This is a genomic window from Teichococcus aerophilus (assembly GCF_014490485.1).
GTDB lineage: Bacteria > Pseudomonadota > Alphaproteobacteria > Acetobacterales > Acetobacteraceae > Pseudoroseomonas > Pseudoroseomonas aerophila.
Genome location: NZ_JACTVA010000017.1, coordinates 54511 through 71862, shown reverse-complemented (window position 1 = coordinate 71862; position 17352 = coordinate 54511). Strand labels below are relative to the sequence as shown.

At 66.3% G+C, this 17352-nt stretch carries 18 protein-coding genes; 16 read left to right on the top strand and 2 right to left on the bottom strand.

Annotation, left to right across the window (positions count from 1 at the left end; translation table 11 throughout):
* Nucleotides 1–18: 18 nt before the first annotated feature.
* From IBL26_RS11430 to IBL26_RS11395, 8 genes are all read left to right on the top strand, one after another.
* Nucleotides 19–924: a transporter gene (locus IBL26_RS11430; protein ID WP_206684198.1), complete on the top strand. Its 906-nt coding sequence runs from the start codon at nucleotides 19–21 to the stop codon at nucleotides 922–924.
* Nucleotides 925–1410: 486 nt separating this feature from the next.
* Nucleotides 1411–1911 carry an RT0821/Lpp0805 family surface protein gene (locus tag IBL26_RS26105; protein ID WP_187784612.1) on the top strand — a complete coding sequence of 167 codons (501 nt, stop codon included), beginning with the start codon at nucleotides 1411–1413 and terminating at the stop codon, nucleotides 1909–1911.
* 286 nt (nucleotides 1912–2197) lie between these two features.
* Entirely contained in the window at nucleotides 2198–2413 is a 216-nt protein-coding gene (locus IBL26_RS26100) for a DUF1214 domain-containing protein (RefSeq protein ID WP_367615414.1), read from the top strand.
* 249 nt (nucleotides 2414–2662) lie between these two features.
* A complete protein-coding gene (locus IBL26_RS11415) occupies nucleotides 2663–3478 on the top strand; it encodes a hypothetical protein (RefSeq protein ID WP_187784610.1) in 816 nt (271 codons plus the stop codon).
* A 339-nt stretch (nucleotides 3479–3817) separates the two neighbouring features.
* Entirely contained in the window at nucleotides 3818–4147 is a 330-nt protein-coding gene (locus IBL26_RS11410; RefSeq protein ID WP_187784609.1) for a hypothetical protein, read from the top strand.
* 102 nt (nucleotides 4148–4249) lie between these two features.
* Complete coding sequence (locus IBL26_RS11405; protein ID WP_187784608.1) at nucleotides 4250–4417, top strand: hypothetical protein; 168 nt, start codon at nucleotides 4250–4252, stop codon at nucleotides 4415–4417.
* Nucleotides 4417–5076, top strand: coding sequence for a response regulator transcription factor (locus IBL26_RS11400; protein WP_187784607.1), 660 nt, complete (start codon nucleotides 4417–4419; stop codon nucleotides 5074–5076). Before IBL26_RS11405 ends, IBL26_RS11400 begins: the two co-directional genes overlap by 1 nt.
* Nucleotides 5069–6472 carry a sensor histidine kinase gene (locus IBL26_RS11395; protein ID WP_187784606.1) on the top strand — a complete coding sequence of 468 codons (1404 nt, stop codon included), beginning with the start codon at nucleotides 5069–5071 and terminating at the stop codon, nucleotides 6470–6472. Before IBL26_RS11400 ends, IBL26_RS11395 begins: the two co-directional genes overlap by 8 nt.
* A gap of 587 nt (nucleotides 6473–7059) precedes the next feature.
* On the opposite strand, the gene IBL26_RS11390 is transcribed toward IBL26_RS11395, so the two are convergent.
* Nucleotides 7060–8490, bottom strand: a complete 1431-nt coding sequence (locus tag IBL26_RS11390) for an amidase (RefSeq protein ID WP_187784605.1) — start codon at nucleotides 8488–8490, stop codon at nucleotides 7060–7062.
* On the bottom strand, nucleotides 8487–8699 hold the full coding sequence (locus IBL26_RS11385; RefSeq protein ID WP_187784604.1) for a hypothetical protein: 213 nt from the start codon (nucleotides 8697–8699) through the stop codon (nucleotides 8487–8489). Before IBL26_RS11385 ends, IBL26_RS11390 begins: the two co-directional genes overlap by 4 nt.
* Before the next feature lie 371 nt (nucleotides 8700–9070).
* Between IBL26_RS11385 and IBL26_RS11380 the strand changes: the two genes are divergently transcribed.
* From IBL26_RS11380 to IBL26_RS11345, 8 genes are all read left to right on the top strand, one after another.
* Nucleotides 9071–10657: an ABC transporter substrate-binding protein gene (locus tag IBL26_RS11380; RefSeq protein WP_187784603.1), complete on the top strand. Its 1587-nt coding sequence runs from the start codon at nucleotides 9071–9073 to the stop codon at nucleotides 10655–10657.
* A gap of 19 nt (nucleotides 10658–10676) precedes the next feature.
* Complete coding sequence (locus IBL26_RS11375; protein ID WP_187784602.1) at nucleotides 10677–11624, top strand: ABC transporter permease; 948 nt, start codon at nucleotides 10677–10679, stop codon at nucleotides 11622–11624.
* Between the two features lie 13 nt (nucleotides 11625–11637).
* Nucleotides 11638–12537 (top strand): ABC transporter permease, encoded by a 900-nt coding sequence (locus tag IBL26_RS11370; RefSeq protein ID WP_187784601.1) that lies wholly within the window; start codon nucleotides 11638–11640, stop codon nucleotides 12535–12537.
* A gap of 5 nt (nucleotides 12538–12542) precedes the next feature.
* Nucleotides 12543–13622 (top strand): ABC transporter ATP-binding protein, encoded by a 1080-nt coding sequence (locus tag IBL26_RS11365; protein WP_187784600.1) that lies wholly within the window; start codon nucleotides 12543–12545, stop codon nucleotides 13620–13622.
* Nucleotides 13623–13633: 11 nt separating this feature from the next.
* On the top strand, nucleotides 13634–14632 hold the full coding sequence (locus IBL26_RS11360; protein WP_206684197.1) for an ABC transporter ATP-binding protein: 999 nt from the start codon (nucleotides 13634–13636) through the stop codon (nucleotides 14630–14632).
* Nucleotides 14632–15333, top strand: coding sequence for an isochorismatase family protein (locus IBL26_RS11355; protein WP_194443574.1), 702 nt, complete (start codon nucleotides 14632–14634; stop codon nucleotides 15331–15333). The genes IBL26_RS11360 and IBL26_RS11355 overlap by 1 nt, the downstream gene beginning before the upstream one ends.
* Nucleotides 15334–15565: 232 nt before the next feature.
* A complete protein-coding gene (locus IBL26_RS11350; RefSeq protein ID WP_187784599.1) occupies nucleotides 15566–16282 on the top strand; it encodes a GntR family transcriptional regulator in 717 nt (238 codons plus the stop codon).
* Nucleotides 16283–16471: 189 nt separating this feature from the next.
* Nucleotides 16472–17119 carry an HAD family hydrolase gene (locus tag IBL26_RS11345; protein ID WP_187784598.1) on the top strand — a complete coding sequence of 216 codons (648 nt, stop codon included), beginning with the start codon at nucleotides 16472–16474 and terminating at the stop codon, nucleotides 17117–17119.
* Nucleotides 17120–17352 lie beyond the last annotated feature (233 nt).

The window sequence follows — 17352 nt, the reverse complement described above, 5'->3', positions numbered from 1 at the left end:
ACATTGGGGGATGCTGTGATGCAACAGGTCGGACAGCCGGCGCGTAATGGAACTGCCAGCAAGCCGCCGGAACGCGGCATGCTGCATGCAAGACCAGGACACCTGGCCGCATGCTTTCTGAGCCTTGCGATTGCGGTCTGCGCCTGCCCTGGCGAGGCCAGGGCGCAGGATGAGCATGTAAGAGCGCATCCGCCAGGAAGTGACGCCGACCTGGCGCAGCAATTGCAAAACCCCATCGCCAGCCTGATCAGCGTACCATTCCAGAACAATCTCGACTTCGGTGGCGGGCCCGGAAACGACGGCTTCGGCAACACGCTCAACATCCAGCCCGTGGTGCCGCTCCGCCTGAATGACGACTGGACGGTGATCAGCCGCAGCATCATCCCGATCATCCATCAGGAGCGCTACAGCGCGGAACATGAAACCGGTCTGGGCGACATCACCCAGAGCTTCTTCTTCTCCCGCCGTTCGGACGTCCCGGGATTGACCCTGGGCGTCGGCCCCGCGGTGCTTCTGCCGACAGCGACGCGGCCGGCCTTCCAGTCCCGCCAATGGGGCGCGGGGCCGACGGCCGTCGTGGTCCAGCAGAGCGGTTCATGGACCATGGGCGTGCTGGCGAATCACCTCTGGGGCTTCGCCGACTCCGCCGACCGCCGGGGACGGCCGGACCTGAACCAGACCTTCATGCAGCCCTTCGTCTCGCACAACTTCAGCAATGGCTTCGCGGCAACGGCAACGCTTGAAGCGAGCTACGATTGGACGGGACGGCAATGGACGTTGCCGCTCGCCGCCGGGGTCAGCCAGCTTGTCAACATCGGGCAGACGCCGGTGAACCTCGTCGCGCAGGCCCGCTACTGGTTCGACGGGCCGAGCAATGCCCCGGAATGGGGCCTGCGCTTTGCTGCCGTCTTCGTGTTCCGCTGAGGCCGCCAGGATGCGTTTGGCCCCTTCCGGTTTCGGACCACTGGTCAACGCAGCCAATATCGGCAGCGCGCCACTGGCACCCCAGTCGGCCATGGCAGAGGCGGCGGTGAATGGGGATGATGCATCCTCGCCGGCGGAGGTCACACTGCTGGACGAGCAGCGCACGGAAGCGGACCACCATGCCCGGGATTCATGCGGGCGGCCGGGAATGGAGAAGCTCTGGGCCCATCCCGGCTACAGGCATTTCTCCCCGGGCCCTACCGATAAAGGCATCTTCGTCGGGGTTACGCGGTATTCCGATGGCTGCTTCCGCCTCATACCGTCCAGGCTGAAGTGGCAAAGGAGGCCTGATGACCCCTGGGCTCAGCCAGTATCGTCAGTGGATACGGGCAGCAGCCATCATCTCGCGGTCGGCTTCTGGGGATACGCTTCACCGGCCGGTTCGTATGATCGTCATGTCTTCGCGGCAAAGATCCTGAAAAATCCATGCGTCGCGAAGAGCCATTCCCGACGAGGCTTACCCGCTACAGCGGCACGCCTTTTCAGACCTTTCGGCAAGAATCACAGTCTCCCGGACAAACGAACGGGCAGATCAGAGGAGCAGAGCCAGTGAGACGCCACCATTTTTCGGCCATTCTGCTCGGGCTGTCGACGGCGTGCCTGATGTTGAGCAGCGGTCCATCGACAGCTCAGTGGGGATACATGTCTCCCAGCCGCGAGCCGCCCATGCTGGCTGAGGATTTCAGAATTCAGCGCTCCACGGCGGTTGATCTCCTCAGCTCCGGCCGCACGGGTGATTCCCGGCGATGGTCGAACCCCGGTTCGGGGGCGCAGGGTGAAGTGTCCCTGCTCGATGAGTTCCAGGAGAGGGGCGTACAGTGCCGGAGGATTAAGTACGTGTCTCTGACCCGTGGGGCGTCAAGTCAGACCGAGGTCGTCCTCAAGGCCTGCCGCGAACCCAGTGGGAATTGGGCCATTGTCGGGTAGCGTCGCCTTCCGCCCGCGGACGCGGAATGGTTCCAGGAAGGCTATCTTGATGTGCTGCAACGCGCAGCGTTCTCTGAGAAGGCTTATTCCTTGGCGCCCGACATGTCATGCGCACCATGAGATCTGGATCGAAATATCCACTCACGGAACGCGATGCGCAGGGCCAGACCCTGAATGGGACGAATAGCTACCGGCTACGTCTCCCGGCGGGTGTGCCCGCAGAAATGCTCTAGGCCGTCACTGCTTACAGCGTGATCGACGGCACGATGCCAGAGACGCCACAGAGATTCTGTCCATCAACGGCTTTAGCAAGGTTATGCCGAATCCGGACAGATCAATTCATCTGCTTTTCGGACCCCCGAAGCCGACTGATGCACCTGGGGCAAATTGGATTCAGGTCATAGAAGGTCGAGACTTTCTGGTTGCTCTCCGTCTCTATGGTGCTGAACTTGCGTTTTACGACCAGAGCTGGAAGCCGGACGATATCGTCAGGCTGGGTTGATAGATTCTATCTTGATTCAGTTAGCCATCCACGGTGTCGTTCCGAAGCATGCTTTCGACCAAACGGCCAGTCGGTGTTGGACGGTCAGCATTCGCAATCCTTGGCCCGCAGCGTTCGGCATTGGGCTTCGATTATCTCACCAGGCTGGGCGGTGGCTTGGATCTGGATATCGGCGGAGACGAGATCGGTGCCCTCGGAATTCGCTTCTGAGCTGCGGGGGGATGGCGTACCGGACGGAGGAGATGCGGTATGGCGTTGGTCGCGGAGATGGCCGCTTGGAGCGCCACAGCCTTTGCGCTGCTTCTGTTCGCTGCCCAGATTGCAGCACGGGAAGTCGGCTATTACATCGGCCGCCGCCACGCGAGATCGCAGCAAAGCCGTGGAGACGGTGTCGGCGCGGTAGTCGGCGCCATGTTGGGCCTCCTCGCCTTCGTCCTGGCGCTGACACTGTCCTTCGCCAATGCCCGCTATGCTGAACGCCGCGCGGGGACGCTGACTGAGGCCAACGCCATCGGCACCGCATGGCTGCGGGCCGAGGTCATTGACCACCCACGCTCGGCAGAAGTGGCGGAGCTGCTGCAGGAATATGCCCGTCTGAGAGCCGCCTTCGTGAGGGCGGATTATGGGGCGGCGGCAACCACGGTGGTCAACGATCACACGGCCGCCCTGCAGTCGCAAATATGGGGGCATGTTGCCGCCCTGGTGCGGGAGCGCACCGATCCTGCGACGGTCTCCCTCATGAGCGCGGTGAACGAGACGTTCGACGCAAGCACAGCAGAGCGGTTCGCACTGGCCTTCACCTTGCCGCCCAGGCTCTTTTGGATGTTGGTCGGGATGGCGCTGCTCGCCATGGCCGCCCTTGGTTATCAACTCGGTCTCAGGGGGAACTCCCTGCGGATCCTGACCGCTTTGCTCACCGCGATGTGGACGTTGGTGATGGTCAGCATCCTGGATCTGGCGGCCGCGCGGGTCGGCACGCTTCGGACGAGCGCCGTCGCCTATGAATGGACCCGTGAAGGGTTCCATGGAGCTTTCACTATACCTCCTCTCCCACCCCGGCCGTGACAAGTGTGGCTGGATTCTCGGACTGAATCGGTGCAGCCCCCATCCTCTGGATGGGATCCTGGCGCCACATCTCAGCCGAGCGGCGCCGGGTCTGCCGCATCACCTGCGCCAGGTCCGCACCCCCTCACCGGCTGGCGGCGATGCGTGAGCCGATGGAGGCCACCATCCGGGCGCCTGCCAAATTTGCCCATAATAAGTCGAAAGACCGATCCGGCGTACTGGTCCCGCCGGCCGGCCGCGTTTGCTGAACCGAAGCTGAATGAGGGGTTCAGGCTGGGTTCATGCGCCGGTCGCTAAACCACCCTGGTCACAACACACCACCCTTCCAGGAGTGAACCCATGTTCCGCAGTTTTTCCTTCGGTGCCGCCCTCGTCACGATGCTTGCCGTGGCCGCACCCGCCGGCGCGCAGATCACCGTCGTGTCGCAGGGTGAGAGCTTCGCTGTGCAGCGCGATCCCGCCGATACTGGCAACATCGTTGGCGGCGGCGCGGTCGAGGTCTTGAACCAGGGCGAAAATCTTCGCATCCGTCACCGTGATCCGGCCTATGCTGAACGTTCCCTGGGCCTGCCGGTCGCGGTCGGCGGCAATAACGGCGACATCGTCTACCTGCCGCTCGGCAGTGCTTCCAACCTGGCAGCCGTGACGCAGGGGGCCTCGCCCGGCTGACCGCGTGCCGGGCGCCGGCAGGCATTCAGGTTCAGTTCAGCTTCGGGATGGCAGGTTGTATCGATGTTGTTCGTTCCATGCCTCCCTTCCATCGCATCGGCCGTGCTGCTCACGCTCCCCCGCGTGGTACGCATCGCGACCGAGCTCGGGCTGGGCCGGGAGGCTGCCACGGTACTGTGGCAGGTCTGGGCCGGCAGGCTGTGGCTGCGCTACCGCCGGTCGCTCCCCGGCCCGCTGCGCCCGCGTGGCCTGGGCCGGGCGCAGCGCTGATGCGCCTGCTGGTCGTCGAGGACAACGCCGATCTGGCCGCCCAGCTCGTCGCCGTGCTGACGCAGGCGCGCTTTGCCGTGGACCACGCGCCGGATGGCGAGGAAGCCATGTTCCTGGGGCAGACGGAGCCCTATGACGCCATCGTCCTCGATCTCGGCCTGCCGATCATCGATGGCCTCTCCGTATTGCGGCACTGGCGCCAGGCCAGCCTGAACACCCCCGTCCTGATCCTGACCGCCCGCGATTCATGGCTGGAGAAGGTGACGGGGCTGAATGCCGGCGCCGACGACTACCTGGCCAAGCCCTTCGCCATGGACGAGCTGGTGGCGCGCCTGCATGCGCTGATCCGCCGGGCGGCCGGCCGGGCGCGGTCCGACCTCGTGATGGGCCCGCTGGCGCTGGATGTCGTGGCGGGCGTGGCCAGCTGGAACGGCGTATCCGTCCGGCTGACGGCGCTGGAGTTCCGCATGCTCGCCTATCTGGCCCAGCACGCCGGCCGGCCGGTGAGCAAGACGGAGTTGACGGAGCATCTCTACGCCCAGGATTTCGACCGGGATTCCAATACGCTGGAGGTCGTCATCGGCCGGCTCCGCCGCAAGCTGGATGCCAGCTTCATCGAGACGGTCCGAGGCCAGGGGTACAGGATCAGCCATGGTTAGCATGCCACGCGTCTTCCGCTCGCTCACCGCCCGGCTGGCGCTGCTCTCCGCCATCTGGGTCACCGCCGGGCTCGGGATCGCGGGCTGCACGGTGCTGCGGCTGATCCATACGGAACTCACCAACAGCTTCGATGGCCGGACCACGGCCGTGCTGCACAAAGTGGTCGGTGCCGCCGGGCTGGGCGCGGACGGAAGGCCTGGCCTGCTCACCGACGTGCCGGTGCCGGAGTTCCAGCAGCCCTTCTCCGGCTATTACTGGCAGATCGAGGCGGGGGAGCAACGCGCCACCTCCCGCTCGCTCTGGGATGGCCAGCTGGCACCGCTGGGCGCGACACTGGGCAGCAGCGTCGCCACCATCCAGGACGGCACCGGCCCGCGCGGCGAGCCTCTGCGCGTCGCCGAGCGGCTGGTGATGCCGCCCGGTGCGCAGGACCCGATCCGCATCCGCGTGGCCGTCAACCGCCAGTCGCTGGACGACCAGATCGCCTCGTTCACCCTGCTGATCCTGAGTTCCTTCGCGGCGCTGGGCTTCGGGCTGGTGGCGGGCGGCACCGTGCAGCTCATCTGGGGCATGCGGCCGTTGCGGCAGGCGCGCCAGTCGCTCGCCCTGCTCCGGGCGGGGCAGCAGGCCTCTCTGGCCCACGCCGGAGCACCCAGCGAGATCGCGCCACTGTTGGAGGAGATCGACGCGCTGGTGCAGCAGAACCATGACACGGTGGAACGCGCGCGCGCCCATGTCGGCAACCTGGCCCATGCGCTGAAGACGCCGCTTGCCGTACAGCGCACGGCGCTGGAGCCGAGTTCGATCGATACCCGCCTGGCCCGGGAGCAGACGCGGGCGATGGAATTGCTGGTGCAGCATCACCTTTCCCGCGCCCGCGGCGCCGCCCTGGCGGGCGCGGCGGCGACCGATGCCTCACCGGTCGAGGTGGCGCGGGAGATCGCCATGGCGCTGCGGCGGATCTTCGCCAACAAGGACCTGGATATCGATGTCCTGGGTGACGAATCCTGCCGCGCCAAGGTGGACCGCCAGGACCTGATGGAGATGCTCGGCAACCTGCTGGAGAATGCGTGCCAATGGGCGCAGCACCAGGTCACGCTCACCGTCGCCCAGGGCAGGCGGGCATTGCTGATTACCGTGACCGACGATGGCCCTGGCTTGTCGTCGAAGGATTACGACGCCGTGCTGGCACGTGGCGTCCGGCTGGATGAGGCGAAGCCCGGTAGCGGCCTCGGCCTCGCCATCACCAGGGACCTCGTGAAGCTGTATGGCGGCAGCCTGTCCCTGCTCGATGCCCAGCCCGCCGGGCTTTCCGTGGCCATGACCCTGCCGCTGGGTGCCATGCAGGATGCGCGGAAGCTTCGCTCCCGCGCGCCGCGGCAGGCACCGGTCTAAGCCACAGGAAGCCGTGGAGGGATCTGGAGCGGACCCTACTGGCGGTTCATCATGCCACGCACTGTCCGCCGTTCCGAAGCTGGACCTTCCACGCCGGCCGGCGCTGAACTGGCCTCGGCCAAAGGCCGAAATCGCTTTGCGCCAAGTCTAAGCCTATCGCTCCGCAGAGTATTGATCGGTTGTCTCGTGAGAGCCGCACTGCGCGAACGCCGCACCAGCATCAGGCGTTCATCGAGTTTCCAGCCCACTGTTTCTCGGGCGGAGAACGCGGACAGAAGGCAGCAGAGGCGGAACGCGCGGATGGACCCAAAAGGAACGGCAGACACCTCGAGACCGACGACGAGAATCTTGCCGAGTTCACCAAGATGGCCGCGGAGTTCCTGACCCGACAGCTGCCCATCCTGCGAGCTCTTGGGATTCCCTGAGCTGGAACCAAAGGGTGGACACCCGTCATCTCGGTAGCACCGCCGGTCATGGCCGCCCCTCTTACATCGATGACCGCCAGCAGCATGCCACCGGTGCGTTGCGGCGCGGTACTGATTGGCACGCGAAGGCGGGCCGGGGCTACGCGCCCCGGCCGGTACAGGTCAGGCGGCTTCGGCCAGCAGGGCCGGGCTGCGGGGCGTATCCCAGGCGGCGACGATCTGCTCAACCGCGTAGCCGGCGCGCAGCAGCAGGGCTTCCTCGAAGGGGCGCGCCACCAGTTGGGCGGAGAGCGGCAGGCCGGTGTCGCTGAAGCCGGCGGGCATGGACAGAGCCGGATTGCCGGTGACGTTGAACGGCATGGTCTGGATATGCATCGGGCCGGGCCGGTCCGCCGGATAATCCGCGAAGCGTGGCGCGGGGCCGAGCGCGCAGGCGGTGAGCAGCAGATCGCACTGCCGCAGCGCCACGCGATTGACGGCTTCCGACAATTCGCGGCGGAGGCGTTGCGCCTGGATGTAGTCCGCCGCACTGATGGTGGCGCCGACGGCCATGCGCATCAGCAGCAACTCGCCGAAATCGAGTGGACGGCTGCGAAGATTGTCCTCGTGGATGGCATAGGCCTCGGCGATGAGGATGACGCGGCCGCAGGCGTTGAACAAGGCATAGTCGGGCAAGGCGATCTCTTGCACCACGGCGCCGGCGGCGGCGAGGTCGTTGGCCATGCGGTCCAGCGCCGCGACGGTGGCCGGGGCAAGACCTTCGGCATCCTTGTAGAGGTTGCGGGGGACGCCGATGCGCAGGCCGGCGACGCCATCCCGCAGGCCCTTGCGGAGATTGGGCGCGGGGCGGTCGGCGCTGGCGGGGTCCGAGGCGTCGAAGCCGGCGATGATCTCGGTGGTGATCGCCGCGTCCTCGACACTGGCGGAGAGCGGGCCGCAGTGATCGAGCGTGTAGGAGAGCGGGAAGACGCCACGCCGGCTGACCAGGCCGTAGGTCGGCTTCAGGCCGACGGTCCCGCAATAGGCGGCGGGGCCACGGATGGAGCCACCGGTGTCGGAGCCCATGGCGGTACGCACCAGCCGGGCGGCGACGGCGGCGCCGGAGCCGGAGGAAGAGCCCCCGGTGATGTGGTCGGTATTCCACGGGTTGCGCGCGGGCGGGAATGGCAGGTCGAAGCTGGGACCGCCAAGGGCGAATTCATGGGTGGCGAGCTTGCCGAGCAGCACGCCGCCGGCGCCAGCCAGCTTCCCGGCGACGACGCTGTCCTTGGCGGGAATGTTCTCGATGAGCAATTTGGAATGACAGGTCGTGCGGATGCCGGCGGTGTCGTAGATATCCTTCAGCGCGTAGGGGATGCCATGCATCGGACCGCGATCGGTGCCCGCGGCCAGCTCGGCGTCGGCGCGGGTGGCATCGGCCATCGCGCGCTCCTCGGTGACCAGGACGAAACTGTGCAGGCTGGGCTCCAGCGTGGCCATGCGGTCCAACAAGTGCCGCGTCAGGCGCTGGGAGGTCAGGCTGCCGTCCCGGAGTTGCTGCCCGGCTTCGGCGATGGGCAGATCGTGCAGATCGTGCAGATCGGGCGTGCTCATGCCGCTCTCTCCCGTGTCACGGTATCCAGCACATAGGTGCCGGCAGGTTCAGACGCGGCGGTGCGCGGGCTGCGCAGCAGCGGCATCATGGCCTGGATTTCACGATAGCCGAGCAGGATGGCAGGATAACGCTCGGGCGGAATGGTGAGGCCTGCGCGCCGCAGCAACAGGTCAAGCTCCGCGTCCCGCTCCTCGGGGGATGGGTCCATCAGCAACCTCCTCTGTCCGACATCCGGAAATTGGATGCAATTCGGAGAGGTTAGTCGTCCGGGAAGATTTTGTCTCGCCCATAGATTCGGCAATACGGTGCGCGTCTCACCCTCATGATTCCGTTGAACGAGTTATGGCCAGGATAGTTCGCGATCTATTCGTCACGGTTGTGCATTATTGCGGTGCAGCGACTGCACCATGCTTGGGCAGCCAAGGCGGCAATTTCTTCGTTGTGGATACAATCCCGCTGGTCCTAGGCTTCCAGACCAGATCGCGGATGGACGGTGGAGGCCAGGGGAAGGGCCCGCCCGCCAGACCGCCAGGACCCCTGCTTCCAGCCCGGCGATTCCTCGCCGGCAAAGGAGACGACATGAAGCAACGCCTTGCCTTGCTCGGTGCCGCTCTGGCGATTGTAGCGAACCTCTCGACACCGTCCGCACGGGCGGAGACCGTACTGCGTGTGGCCATGACGGCGGGCGATATCCCGCTGACGGCGGGCATCCCGGACCAGGGCTTCGAAGGCTGGCGCTTCGTCGGCTACAACCTGTACGATTCCCTGGTGTTGTGGGACCTGTCGCGCGGCGACCGGATCGCGGATATCAAGCCAGGGCTGGCGACGGGGTGGTCGGTGGACCCCGCCAATAACCGGCGATGGATCTTCCAACTGCGGCAGGACGTGAAGTTCCATGACGGCTCGCCCTTCACGGCGCAGGACGTGGTGTGGAACTTCGAGCGCTTCACCAAGGAAGGGACGCCGCAGTTCAACCCGCGCCAGTTCGCCTTCGCGCGCGGCTACCTGACGAACTTCGAATCGGTGGAGGTGGTGGACGCCCATACGGTGGCCTTCACCACCAAGCAGCCGGACAGCCTGTTTCCTTACAATCTCAGCTTCCTGATGATGGTCAGCCCGCGCCGCTCGGCGGAAGTCGGCAACGATGCCGATGCCTTCGCGCGCAACCCATCCGGCACCGGCCCCTACCGCTTCGCCCGCATGGTGCCGGGGGAGCGGCTGGAACTGGTGCGGAACGCCGATTACTGGGACAAGGCGCGCATTCCCCGGCACGACCGGCTGGTGCTGCTGCCGATGCCGGAAGCCTCGACCCGCGTGGCATCCCTGCTCTCGGGCCAGGTCGATTGGATCGAGGCGCCGCCGCCGGATGCCATTCCGCGCCTGCGCTCTTCCCGCATGCAGATCGTCACCAACCCGTATCCGCATAACTGGGCGTATCAGCTCAACTTCGTGGATGGTCCCTTCGCCGACATCCGGGTGCGGCGCGCGGCGAACCATGCGCTGAACCGGGCCGATATGAAGGAGATGCTGGGCGGCGTGGCGTTGGAAGGCTACGCGACCTTGCCGCCCTCCACAGCCTATTACGGCAATCCGGTCCGCTACGAGTACGACCCGGCCAAGGCGCGCGCGCTGTTGCAGGAAGCGGGCTGCATGCCGTGCCAGATTACCTTCGCCATCTCCACCTCTGGCTCTGGCCAGATGCAGCCGATGCCGATGAACGAACTGGTCAAGTCGCAGCTGGAAGCGGCCGGCTTCCGGGTGAATCTGCAAGTGATGGACTGGAACGCCCTTCTGCAACTGGGTCGCGAGGGGCGTGAGCGGCACCAGGGTGTCAACGGCATCAATATCAGCCGGGCGACGCAGGACCCGTTCAACGGCATGCTGCGCTTCGTGGCCAGCAGCCAGGCGGCGCCGCGTGGCTCCAACTGGGGCCACTACAACAGCCCGGAGATGGACGCGCTGATCAACGAGGCGCTCTCCACCTTCGACGAGGAGAGGCGCTTGCCGATCCTGGCGCGCATCCACGAGAAGATGAGCGAGGACGCGGTGATGCTGTGGGTGGCCCATGACCTCAATCCGCGCGCCATGTCGCCCCGGGTGCGGGGCTTCGTGCAGGCGCAGAGCTGGTTCCAGGATCTGACGCCCATCACCGTCGAAGCGCGCTGAACCTCGAGGAGGGCCCGGCATGTTCGGCTATATCCTGCGGCGGCTGCTATCCGCCGTCCCCATCGCCTTCGGTGTCTCGGTCGTCTGCTTCCTGCTGGTGTATCTGGCGCCGGGCGACCCGGTACAGACGCTGCTGCCGCCGGACGCGGATGCCGAGACGGTAGCACAGGTCAAGCGCATGTACGGGCTCGATCAACCGCTACCGGTGCAGTACCTGACCTGGCTGGGGCGGGTGATGGTGGGAGATTTCGGCCGCTCGATCGCGACCGGCCGACCGGTCGCGGATGAGATCTTCCGTTCCCTCGGCAACACCGTTCTGCTGGCGGGGCTGTCGGTGCTGGTGGCGTTCAGCATCGCCTTCGTGCTGGGCACCATCGCCGGCCGCCACGCCGGCGGGTGGCTGGACCGGGTGGTGACGGGCGTCGCCGTGGTCGGCGTGTCCGTACCGAATTACTGGCTGGGCATCGTGCTGGTGATCATCTTCTCGGTGGAGATGATGGCGCTGCCGGCATCCGGCATGGGCGATGGACGTTTCGATCCGACCAGCTGGGAGCATGTGCAATACCTGATCCTGCCGGTGATCACGCTGTCGATGATCCCGGTCGGGATCATCGCGCGCACCACCCGCTCGGCGGTGTCGGAGGTGATGAATCAGGAATTCGTCACCACGCTACGGGCCAACGGGCTGCCGGAGTGGCGGGTTCTGCGGCACGCGTTAAAGAACGCGCTGCCGCCGGTGCTGGCGGTGATGGGGCTGCAATTCGGCACGCTGATGGGTGGCTCCATCCTGGTGGAGACGGTGTTCAGCTGGCCCGGCAGCGGCTTCCTGCTGAGCAAGGCCATCCTGACGCGCGACATCCCGGTGCTGCAGGGAACCATCCTGGTCCTGGCCCTGATCTTCGTCTTCACCAATCTGACCGTGGATCTGTTCCAATCCTCGGTTGATCCGCGCATCCGGCGCGCCTGAGAGGAGGCACGGCATGTCCACCACGGTCAGCAATGCGCCACCCACCGGCAACGCCGCCATGGCCGCGCCACGGCAGCGTGGCTATTGGGGCACGGTCGGGTATCGGCTGCGCTACGATCCGGTGACGCTGTTCTTCGGGGCGGTGTTGCTCTCGGTGATCCTCGCCGCGGTCTTCGCGTCCTGGATCGCGCCGGCGGACCCGTATCAGGAAAGCATCATCCGCCGCCTGAAGGGTCCCGGCTACATGGGGCATATCCTGGGCACCGATGAGCTGGGGCGGGACATGCTCTCCCGCTTGCTCTATGGCGGCCGGCTGACGCTGTTGATGGGCATGGTGCCCGTGGTGATCGCCACGCTGATCGGCGGCGGGTTGGGCGTGGTGGCGGGTTTCGCCGGCGGCATCGTCAACACCCTGATCATGCGCACCATGGATGTGTTCTACGCCTTCCCATCCGTGCTGCTGGCGGTGGCCATCTCCGGCGCGATGGGCGGCGGCGTGACCAATGGCATGATCGCGCTGACGCTGGTGTTCATCCCGCCACTCTGCCGCGTGGCGGAGACGGCGACGACGCAGGTGCGCAACCTGGACTTCGTCGATGCCGCGCGCGCCACTGGTGCACCGCTTCGGCTGGTGCTGTGGCACCACGTGCTGGGCAATGTGCTGGGCCCGGTGCTGATCTATGCCTCCAGCCTGATTTCCGTCGGCATCATCCTGGCTTCGGGATTGTCCTTCCTCGGGCTGGGGGTGAAGCCGCCGGAGCCGGACTGGGGCCTGATGCTCAATGCGCTGCGGCAGGCCATCTATGTGAATCCGCTGATCGCCGCGTTGCCTGGCATCGCCATCTTCATCACATCTGTCAGCCTGAACATGGTCAGCGATGGTCTTCGCTCCGCCATGGATGTGCGGAGCTGAACGCCATGTCCTTCGCCACCTCCCCGATCTGGCCGCCTGCCGATCCGCGCGATCGTGGCGGGCCACAGCAGCCTCTGCTGATGGTGCGCGGTCTGCAGAAGCACTTCGCCATCCGCAACGGCGTGCTGGGGCGCGTCGCAGCTCATGTGCGCGCGGTGGACGGTGTCTCCTTCACCGTGCACAAGGGCGAGACGCTGGGCATCGTCGGTGAATCCGGCTGCGGCAAGTCTACCCTCGCGCGGCTGCTGATGCGCCTGATCGTGCCGGATGCCGGCGAGCAGATCTTCGATGGCGATGCCGTCGGCGTGCAGGGCGGCATCAGCGTGAAGGACCTGCGGCGTCAGGCGCAGATGGTGTTCCAGGATTCCTCCTCCTCGCTCAATCCGCGCATGCCGGTGCAGGGTTCGGTGGCTTTCGGGCCGATGGCATTCGGCATGCCGAAGGCCGATGCCACGGCGCTGGCGCGGGAGTTGTTGACGAAGGTCGGGCTCAACCCCGCACTGTTTGGCGGGCGCTATCCGCATGAACTGTCGGGCGGCCAGAAGCAGCGGGTGAACATCGCGCGGGCGTTGGCGCTGAAGCCGCGCATGGTGATTCTGGATGAGGCGGTGTCGGCGCTGGACAAGAGCGTCGAGGCGCAGGTGTTGAATCTGTTGCAGGTGCTGAAGCGCGAACTCAGCCTGACCTATGTGTTCATCAGCCACGATCTCGGCGTGGTGCGCTGGATCAGCGACCGGGTGATGGTGATGTATCTGGGCGAGGTGGTGGAGATCGGCCCCGCTGATGCGTTGTATGCCGCGCCGAAGCATCCCTACACCCAAGCCCTGTTGGCCTCCCGCCCCTCGATGGACCCGGACCGGCGGCGGGAGGAGGCGCCGGTGAGCGGCGACCCACCCAACCCGGTCAATCCGCCCCCCGGCTGCCGCTTCCATACACGGTGCCCTCATGCCGAGCGGGTTTGCTCGGCCCGCGCGCCGGTGCTGGGGGATGCGGCGGCAGGCGCGCACCTGGCGGCCTGCCATATTCAGAACCCGGCGTCCGGCCATAGCCTGGCCGGTCGGCCCGTGCTGCCGGCGCTGCATTGAGGGAGACGCCGATGACCATGTCCGTACCGCTGGTCGAGGTCGAGGACCTCTCTGTCAATTTCGTCACACGCGAGAGCGATGTCCGCGCCGTCAACGGCGTCAACTTCACCATGATGCCGGGCGAAGTGATGTGCATGCTGGGGGAAAGCGGCTCCGGCAAGAGCGTGACCATGCGGGCACTGATGCGGCTGTTGCCGCCGAAGCGCAGCGTCATTCGCGGCCGCATCCGCATCGCCGGGCAGGATGTGCAGGCAATGGGCGACGCGGCGCTGCGGCGGATGCGCGGCGGCACCGTCTCCATGATCTTCCAGGAGCCGATGACGGCGTTCGACCCGGTGGTGCGCGTGGGCGACCAGATTGCCGAGGTGGTGGCGCAACACCGGGGCGTCAGCCGGCGCGAAGGGCGCAGGCGGGCGCTGGATCTGTTCGAGCTGGTGCGCATCCCCTCCCCCGAGCGGCGGCTGGATGCCTATCCGCACGAGCTGTCCGGCGGCCTGCGGCAACGGGCGATGATCGCCCTGGCGCTGTCCTGCGAGCCGAAGCTGTTGCTGGCGGATGAGCCGACGACGGCGCTGGATGCCACGGTGCAGATCCAGGTCCTGATCCTGTTGCGGAAGCTGCAGCAGGAGCTGGGCATGTCGGTGATCTTCGTCACGCATGACCTGGGCGTGGCGGCGGAGATCGCCGACCGCGTCGCCATCATGTATGCGGGGCGGGTGGTCGAGACGGGTTCGGTGCGGGATGTGCTGAAGGCGCCGCTGCACCCCTATACCAGCGGGCTGTTGGCCTCCACCGTGCATGACCAGCCGCGGGATCGGGAGTTGGAGACCATTCCCGGCGCGCCGCCCGACATGCGCAACCTGCCGCCCGGCTGCAGCTTCGCGCCGCGCTGCCCGCAAGCGGCGGGGGATTGCCAGTTGGCGGTACCGCCGCCGGTCAGCCCTTCCCCCGGCCGCGTCGCCCGCTGCCTGCGGGTGGCGGGGGCGCAACCCTTGATGGAGTTCGCCTGATGCACAGGATCGATATCCCCGACCATGTCGTGCAGCGCGTCATCGCCCGCTGCGGCACGCCGCACCCTTATGCCGTGCTGGAGCCCCGGCGTACCGCGCTGGTCGTCATCGACATGCAGAATGGCTATATGCGCGCCGATGTCGGCCATGCCTGCGTGCCGATGGCCGTGGAGATCGTGCCGACCATCAACCGGCTGGCCGCCCATGTGCGCCAGGCGGGTGGCGGGGTGTTCTGGGTGCAGAATGCGTCCGATGAACGCTCGCGGCAGGAATGGTCGGTGCTGGAAGCGCAGGCGAGCCCGGCGCGGCGGGCGGCGCGCATCCGCTCCGTCTCCCCGGGCGCGGTGGGGCATGAGTTCTGGCCGGACCTCGATATCCGTGCCGAGGACAGCATCGTTCCCAAGTACCGCTACAGTGCGTTTATCCGTGGGGCTTCCGATCTGGAAGCCATCCTGCGACAGCGGGGTTACGACACCGTGCTGATCGCCGGCACCCTGACCAATGTGTGCTGCGAATCCTCAGCGCGGGACGCGATGATGCTGAACTTCCACACCGTCATGGTCAGTGATGCCAATGCCGCGCTGACGGATGCGGAGCATAACGCCTCGCTGATCAGCTTCTATTCGTTCTTCGGCGACGTGCTGAGCACCGACGAGGTCGAGGCCGGGTTGTTGGCGGGTGCACGGCAAGGGGCGGCTTGACGGTCCGGGCCCGGGAAGCGCTGCCGCTTCGGGTTCCCCCGCACGATGCGGCCTGCCTGCGCTGAATGGGCTTCCAAAGGCCCCGGGGGCTTTGGCGGGAGAGTCCGAAAGGGCGGCGCTCCTCTCACGGCGCTGACCCCAACCTGCCACGCGCGCCGTTGGCTTGAGCTCCCTGATCCTCTACCTCCCCTGCTGTGGGCGGCCCCGCAGAGGTCCCCGGGGGAGAATGCACATGGTGACCCGAGCGCAGGACATCGTCAGCCGCCTGCGGGAGGCTGTGGTGTCCGGCACTTACGAGCCCGGCGCCCGGTTGCACGAGGTGGAGTTGGCCAATGGCTTCGGCGTTTCCCGCACTCCGGTGCGGGCGGCGCTGGGCATCCTGGCGGCCGAGGGGTTGCTCAGCTACCGGCCCAATAGCGGCTATGTCGTCCGCCCCTTCGTGGCGCAGGATTTCCTCGATATCTACGAAGTGAGGGCCTCGCTGGAGGGGCTGTGCACGCGCCTGGTGGCGGAGGCCGGACTTTCCGACGCGCAGGCCACGCCCCTGCAGGCAGCCGTGGCGGAGGGTGTGGCGCTGTTTGGCCGGCGAATTCCAGAGGCCGCCATGCCGGCGGAATGGGCCGGGGTGAACGAGGCCTTCCACCGGGCGCTGTTCGCCGCCTGCGCCAACCCGCATCTGGTGATGGCGATGGAGCGCGCCCGTACTCTGCTGCTGCCCGTGCCCATGCGGTTCCGCTGGCATGACGCGGCGCTGGCCCGGCGGGGGCAGGACGAGCATGAGGAGATCCTGCACTGCGTGTTGAGCCGCCAGGGCGCCAGGGCAGAGGCGTTGATGCGGGAGCATGTGTTGCGGGCGGGGCGGCGGCTGGCCGATATCTGGCAGCGTTCGCACGATCCCTCCTGGGCCCCTGCCAGCCCCACGACACTGGGCCGCGCCACGGGTCGATAGGTGTATCAGGCGCTGATCGGCAAGGCCGGGCGCGGGTATGGCCGCGCCGCGAATGGTCACGACAGCAGGCGGGTGCGGCAACCACCTGGGCCAACCCGGTGACAGACAGCTTTGCGTTGAAACCGCAACGTCATTTGCTGGATGCCAGGCCAGACTTCATAGATCGGCGTCCACACTCTGAAGGCCGCCATGTCAGCACATCCCGCCGCCGTTATCTTCGACATGGATGGGCTGCTGTTTGACAGCGAGCTGCTCTACCACAACGCCATCATGGCTGCGGCCAAGGAGCTCGGGCACAGCTTTACGACTGAAGACTTCCTCAAGCTGGTTGGCCGCCCATGGCCGATAAACCGCGCCGCGCTCCAGGAGCATATCGGCCCGGATGGGGACGTCGAGGCGTTCAGGACGGCATGGACCCGCCACTACCAGGGCATGAGGCACTTCCTGGCCCTCAAGACCGGAGTGGTGGAACTTCTGGACCGGCTCGATGCACTCAACGTGCCACGCGCGATCTGCACCTCCTCAAGCCGGGAGGAGGTGGAGCATAACTTGGCGCTGCACGGCTTGGTCCATCGCTTCCATGTTGTGATCGCAGCCGGTGATTATGCACGGGGCAAGCCAGCGCCAGACCCGTTCCTACGAGCGGCGGAGCTGCTCGGCGTCGCCCCGGAAGAGTGCCTGGCGCTCGAGGACTCCCATCATGGCGTACGCTCGGCCGCCGCCGCGGGCATGCGTACCGTCATGGTTCCTGACATGCTCCCAGCCACCGATGAAATCCGGCTTCTCTGCCATCTCGTTGTGGCCGACCTCCATGAAGTTCGCCGGATGCTTGGCTGACCGTCTCGGAGGCCAGCCAGACAGCGCTGTAGGCAAAACTAGGGCCTGTACCACCGTTTGTGGCGACGCCGACCAGCTTGCCCTCGTAGTAGACGGCGAGTTCTGTCACAGACCGTCCTTAGCCGCTTCGAAGCAGATTTCGAGCCAAGCGGCCACTGCCAGGGCTTTGCTGAATTGGACAGGTCGGCTTGCCGCGTTCGAGTTCGCTAATGAACCGCTCGCCGGTGTCGAGA

Bases quoted from the DNA above. Each gene is read 5' to 3' on its own strand.
- IBL26_RS11375 (WP_187784602.1), top strand. From the start codon at position 10,677: ATGTTCGGCTATATCCTGCGGCGGCTGCTATCCGCCGTCCCCATCGCC.
- IBL26_RS11360 (WP_206684197.1), top strand. From the start codon at position 13,634: ATGACCATGTCCGTACCGCTGGTCGAGGTCGAGGACCTCTCTGTCAAT.
- IBL26_RS11355 (WP_194443574.1), top strand. From the start codon at position 14,632: ATGCACAGGATCGATATCCCCGACCATGTCGTGCAGCGCGTCATCGCC.
- IBL26_RS11410 (WP_187784609.1), top strand. From the start codon at position 3,818: ATGTTCCGCAGTTTTTCCTTCGGTGCCGCCCTCGTCACGATGCTTGCC.
- IBL26_RS11380 (WP_187784603.1), top strand. From the start codon at position 9,071: ATGAAGCAACGCCTTGCCTTGCTCGGTGCCGCTCTGGCGATTGTAGCG.
- IBL26_RS11365 (WP_187784600.1), top strand. From the start codon at position 12,543: ATGTCCTTCGCCACCTCCCCGATCTGGCCGCCTGCCGATCCGCGCGAT.
- IBL26_RS11370 (WP_187784601.1), top strand. From the start codon at position 11,638: ATGTCCACCACGGTCAGCAATGCGCCACCCACCGGCAACGCCGCCATG.
- IBL26_RS26105 (WP_187784612.1), top strand. From the start codon at position 1,411: ATGCGTCGCGAAGAGCCATTCCCGACGAGGCTTACCCGCTACAGCGGC.
- IBL26_RS11390 (WP_187784605.1), bottom strand. From the start codon at position 8,490: ATGAGCACGCCCGATCTGCACGATCTGCACGATCTGCCCATCGCCGAA.
- IBL26_RS11345 (WP_187784598.1), top strand. From the start codon at position 16,472: ATGTCAGCACATCCCGCCGCCGTTATCTTCGACATGGATGGGCTGCTG.
- IBL26_RS11385 (WP_187784604.1), bottom strand. From the start codon at position 8,699: ATGGACCCATCCCCCGAGGAGCGGGACGCGGAGCTTGACCTGTTGCTG.
- IBL26_RS11395 (WP_187784606.1), top strand. From the start codon at position 5,069: ATGGTTAGCATGCCACGCGTCTTCCGCTCGCTCACCGCCCGGCTGGCG.
- IBL26_RS11430 (WP_206684198.1), top strand. From the start codon at position 19: ATGCAACAGGTCGGACAGCCGGCGCGTAATGGAACTGCCAGCAAGCCG.
- IBL26_RS11415 (WP_187784610.1), top strand. From the start codon at position 2,663: ATGGCGTTGGTCGCGGAGATGGCCGCTTGGAGCGCCACAGCCTTTGCG.
- IBL26_RS11350 (WP_187784599.1), top strand. From the start codon at position 15,566: ATGGTGACCCGAGCGCAGGACATCGTCAGCCGCCTGCGGGAGGCTGTG.
- IBL26_RS11400 (WP_187784607.1), top strand. From the start codon at position 4,417: ATGCGCCTGCTGGTCGTCGAGGACAACGCCGATCTGGCCGCCCAGCTC.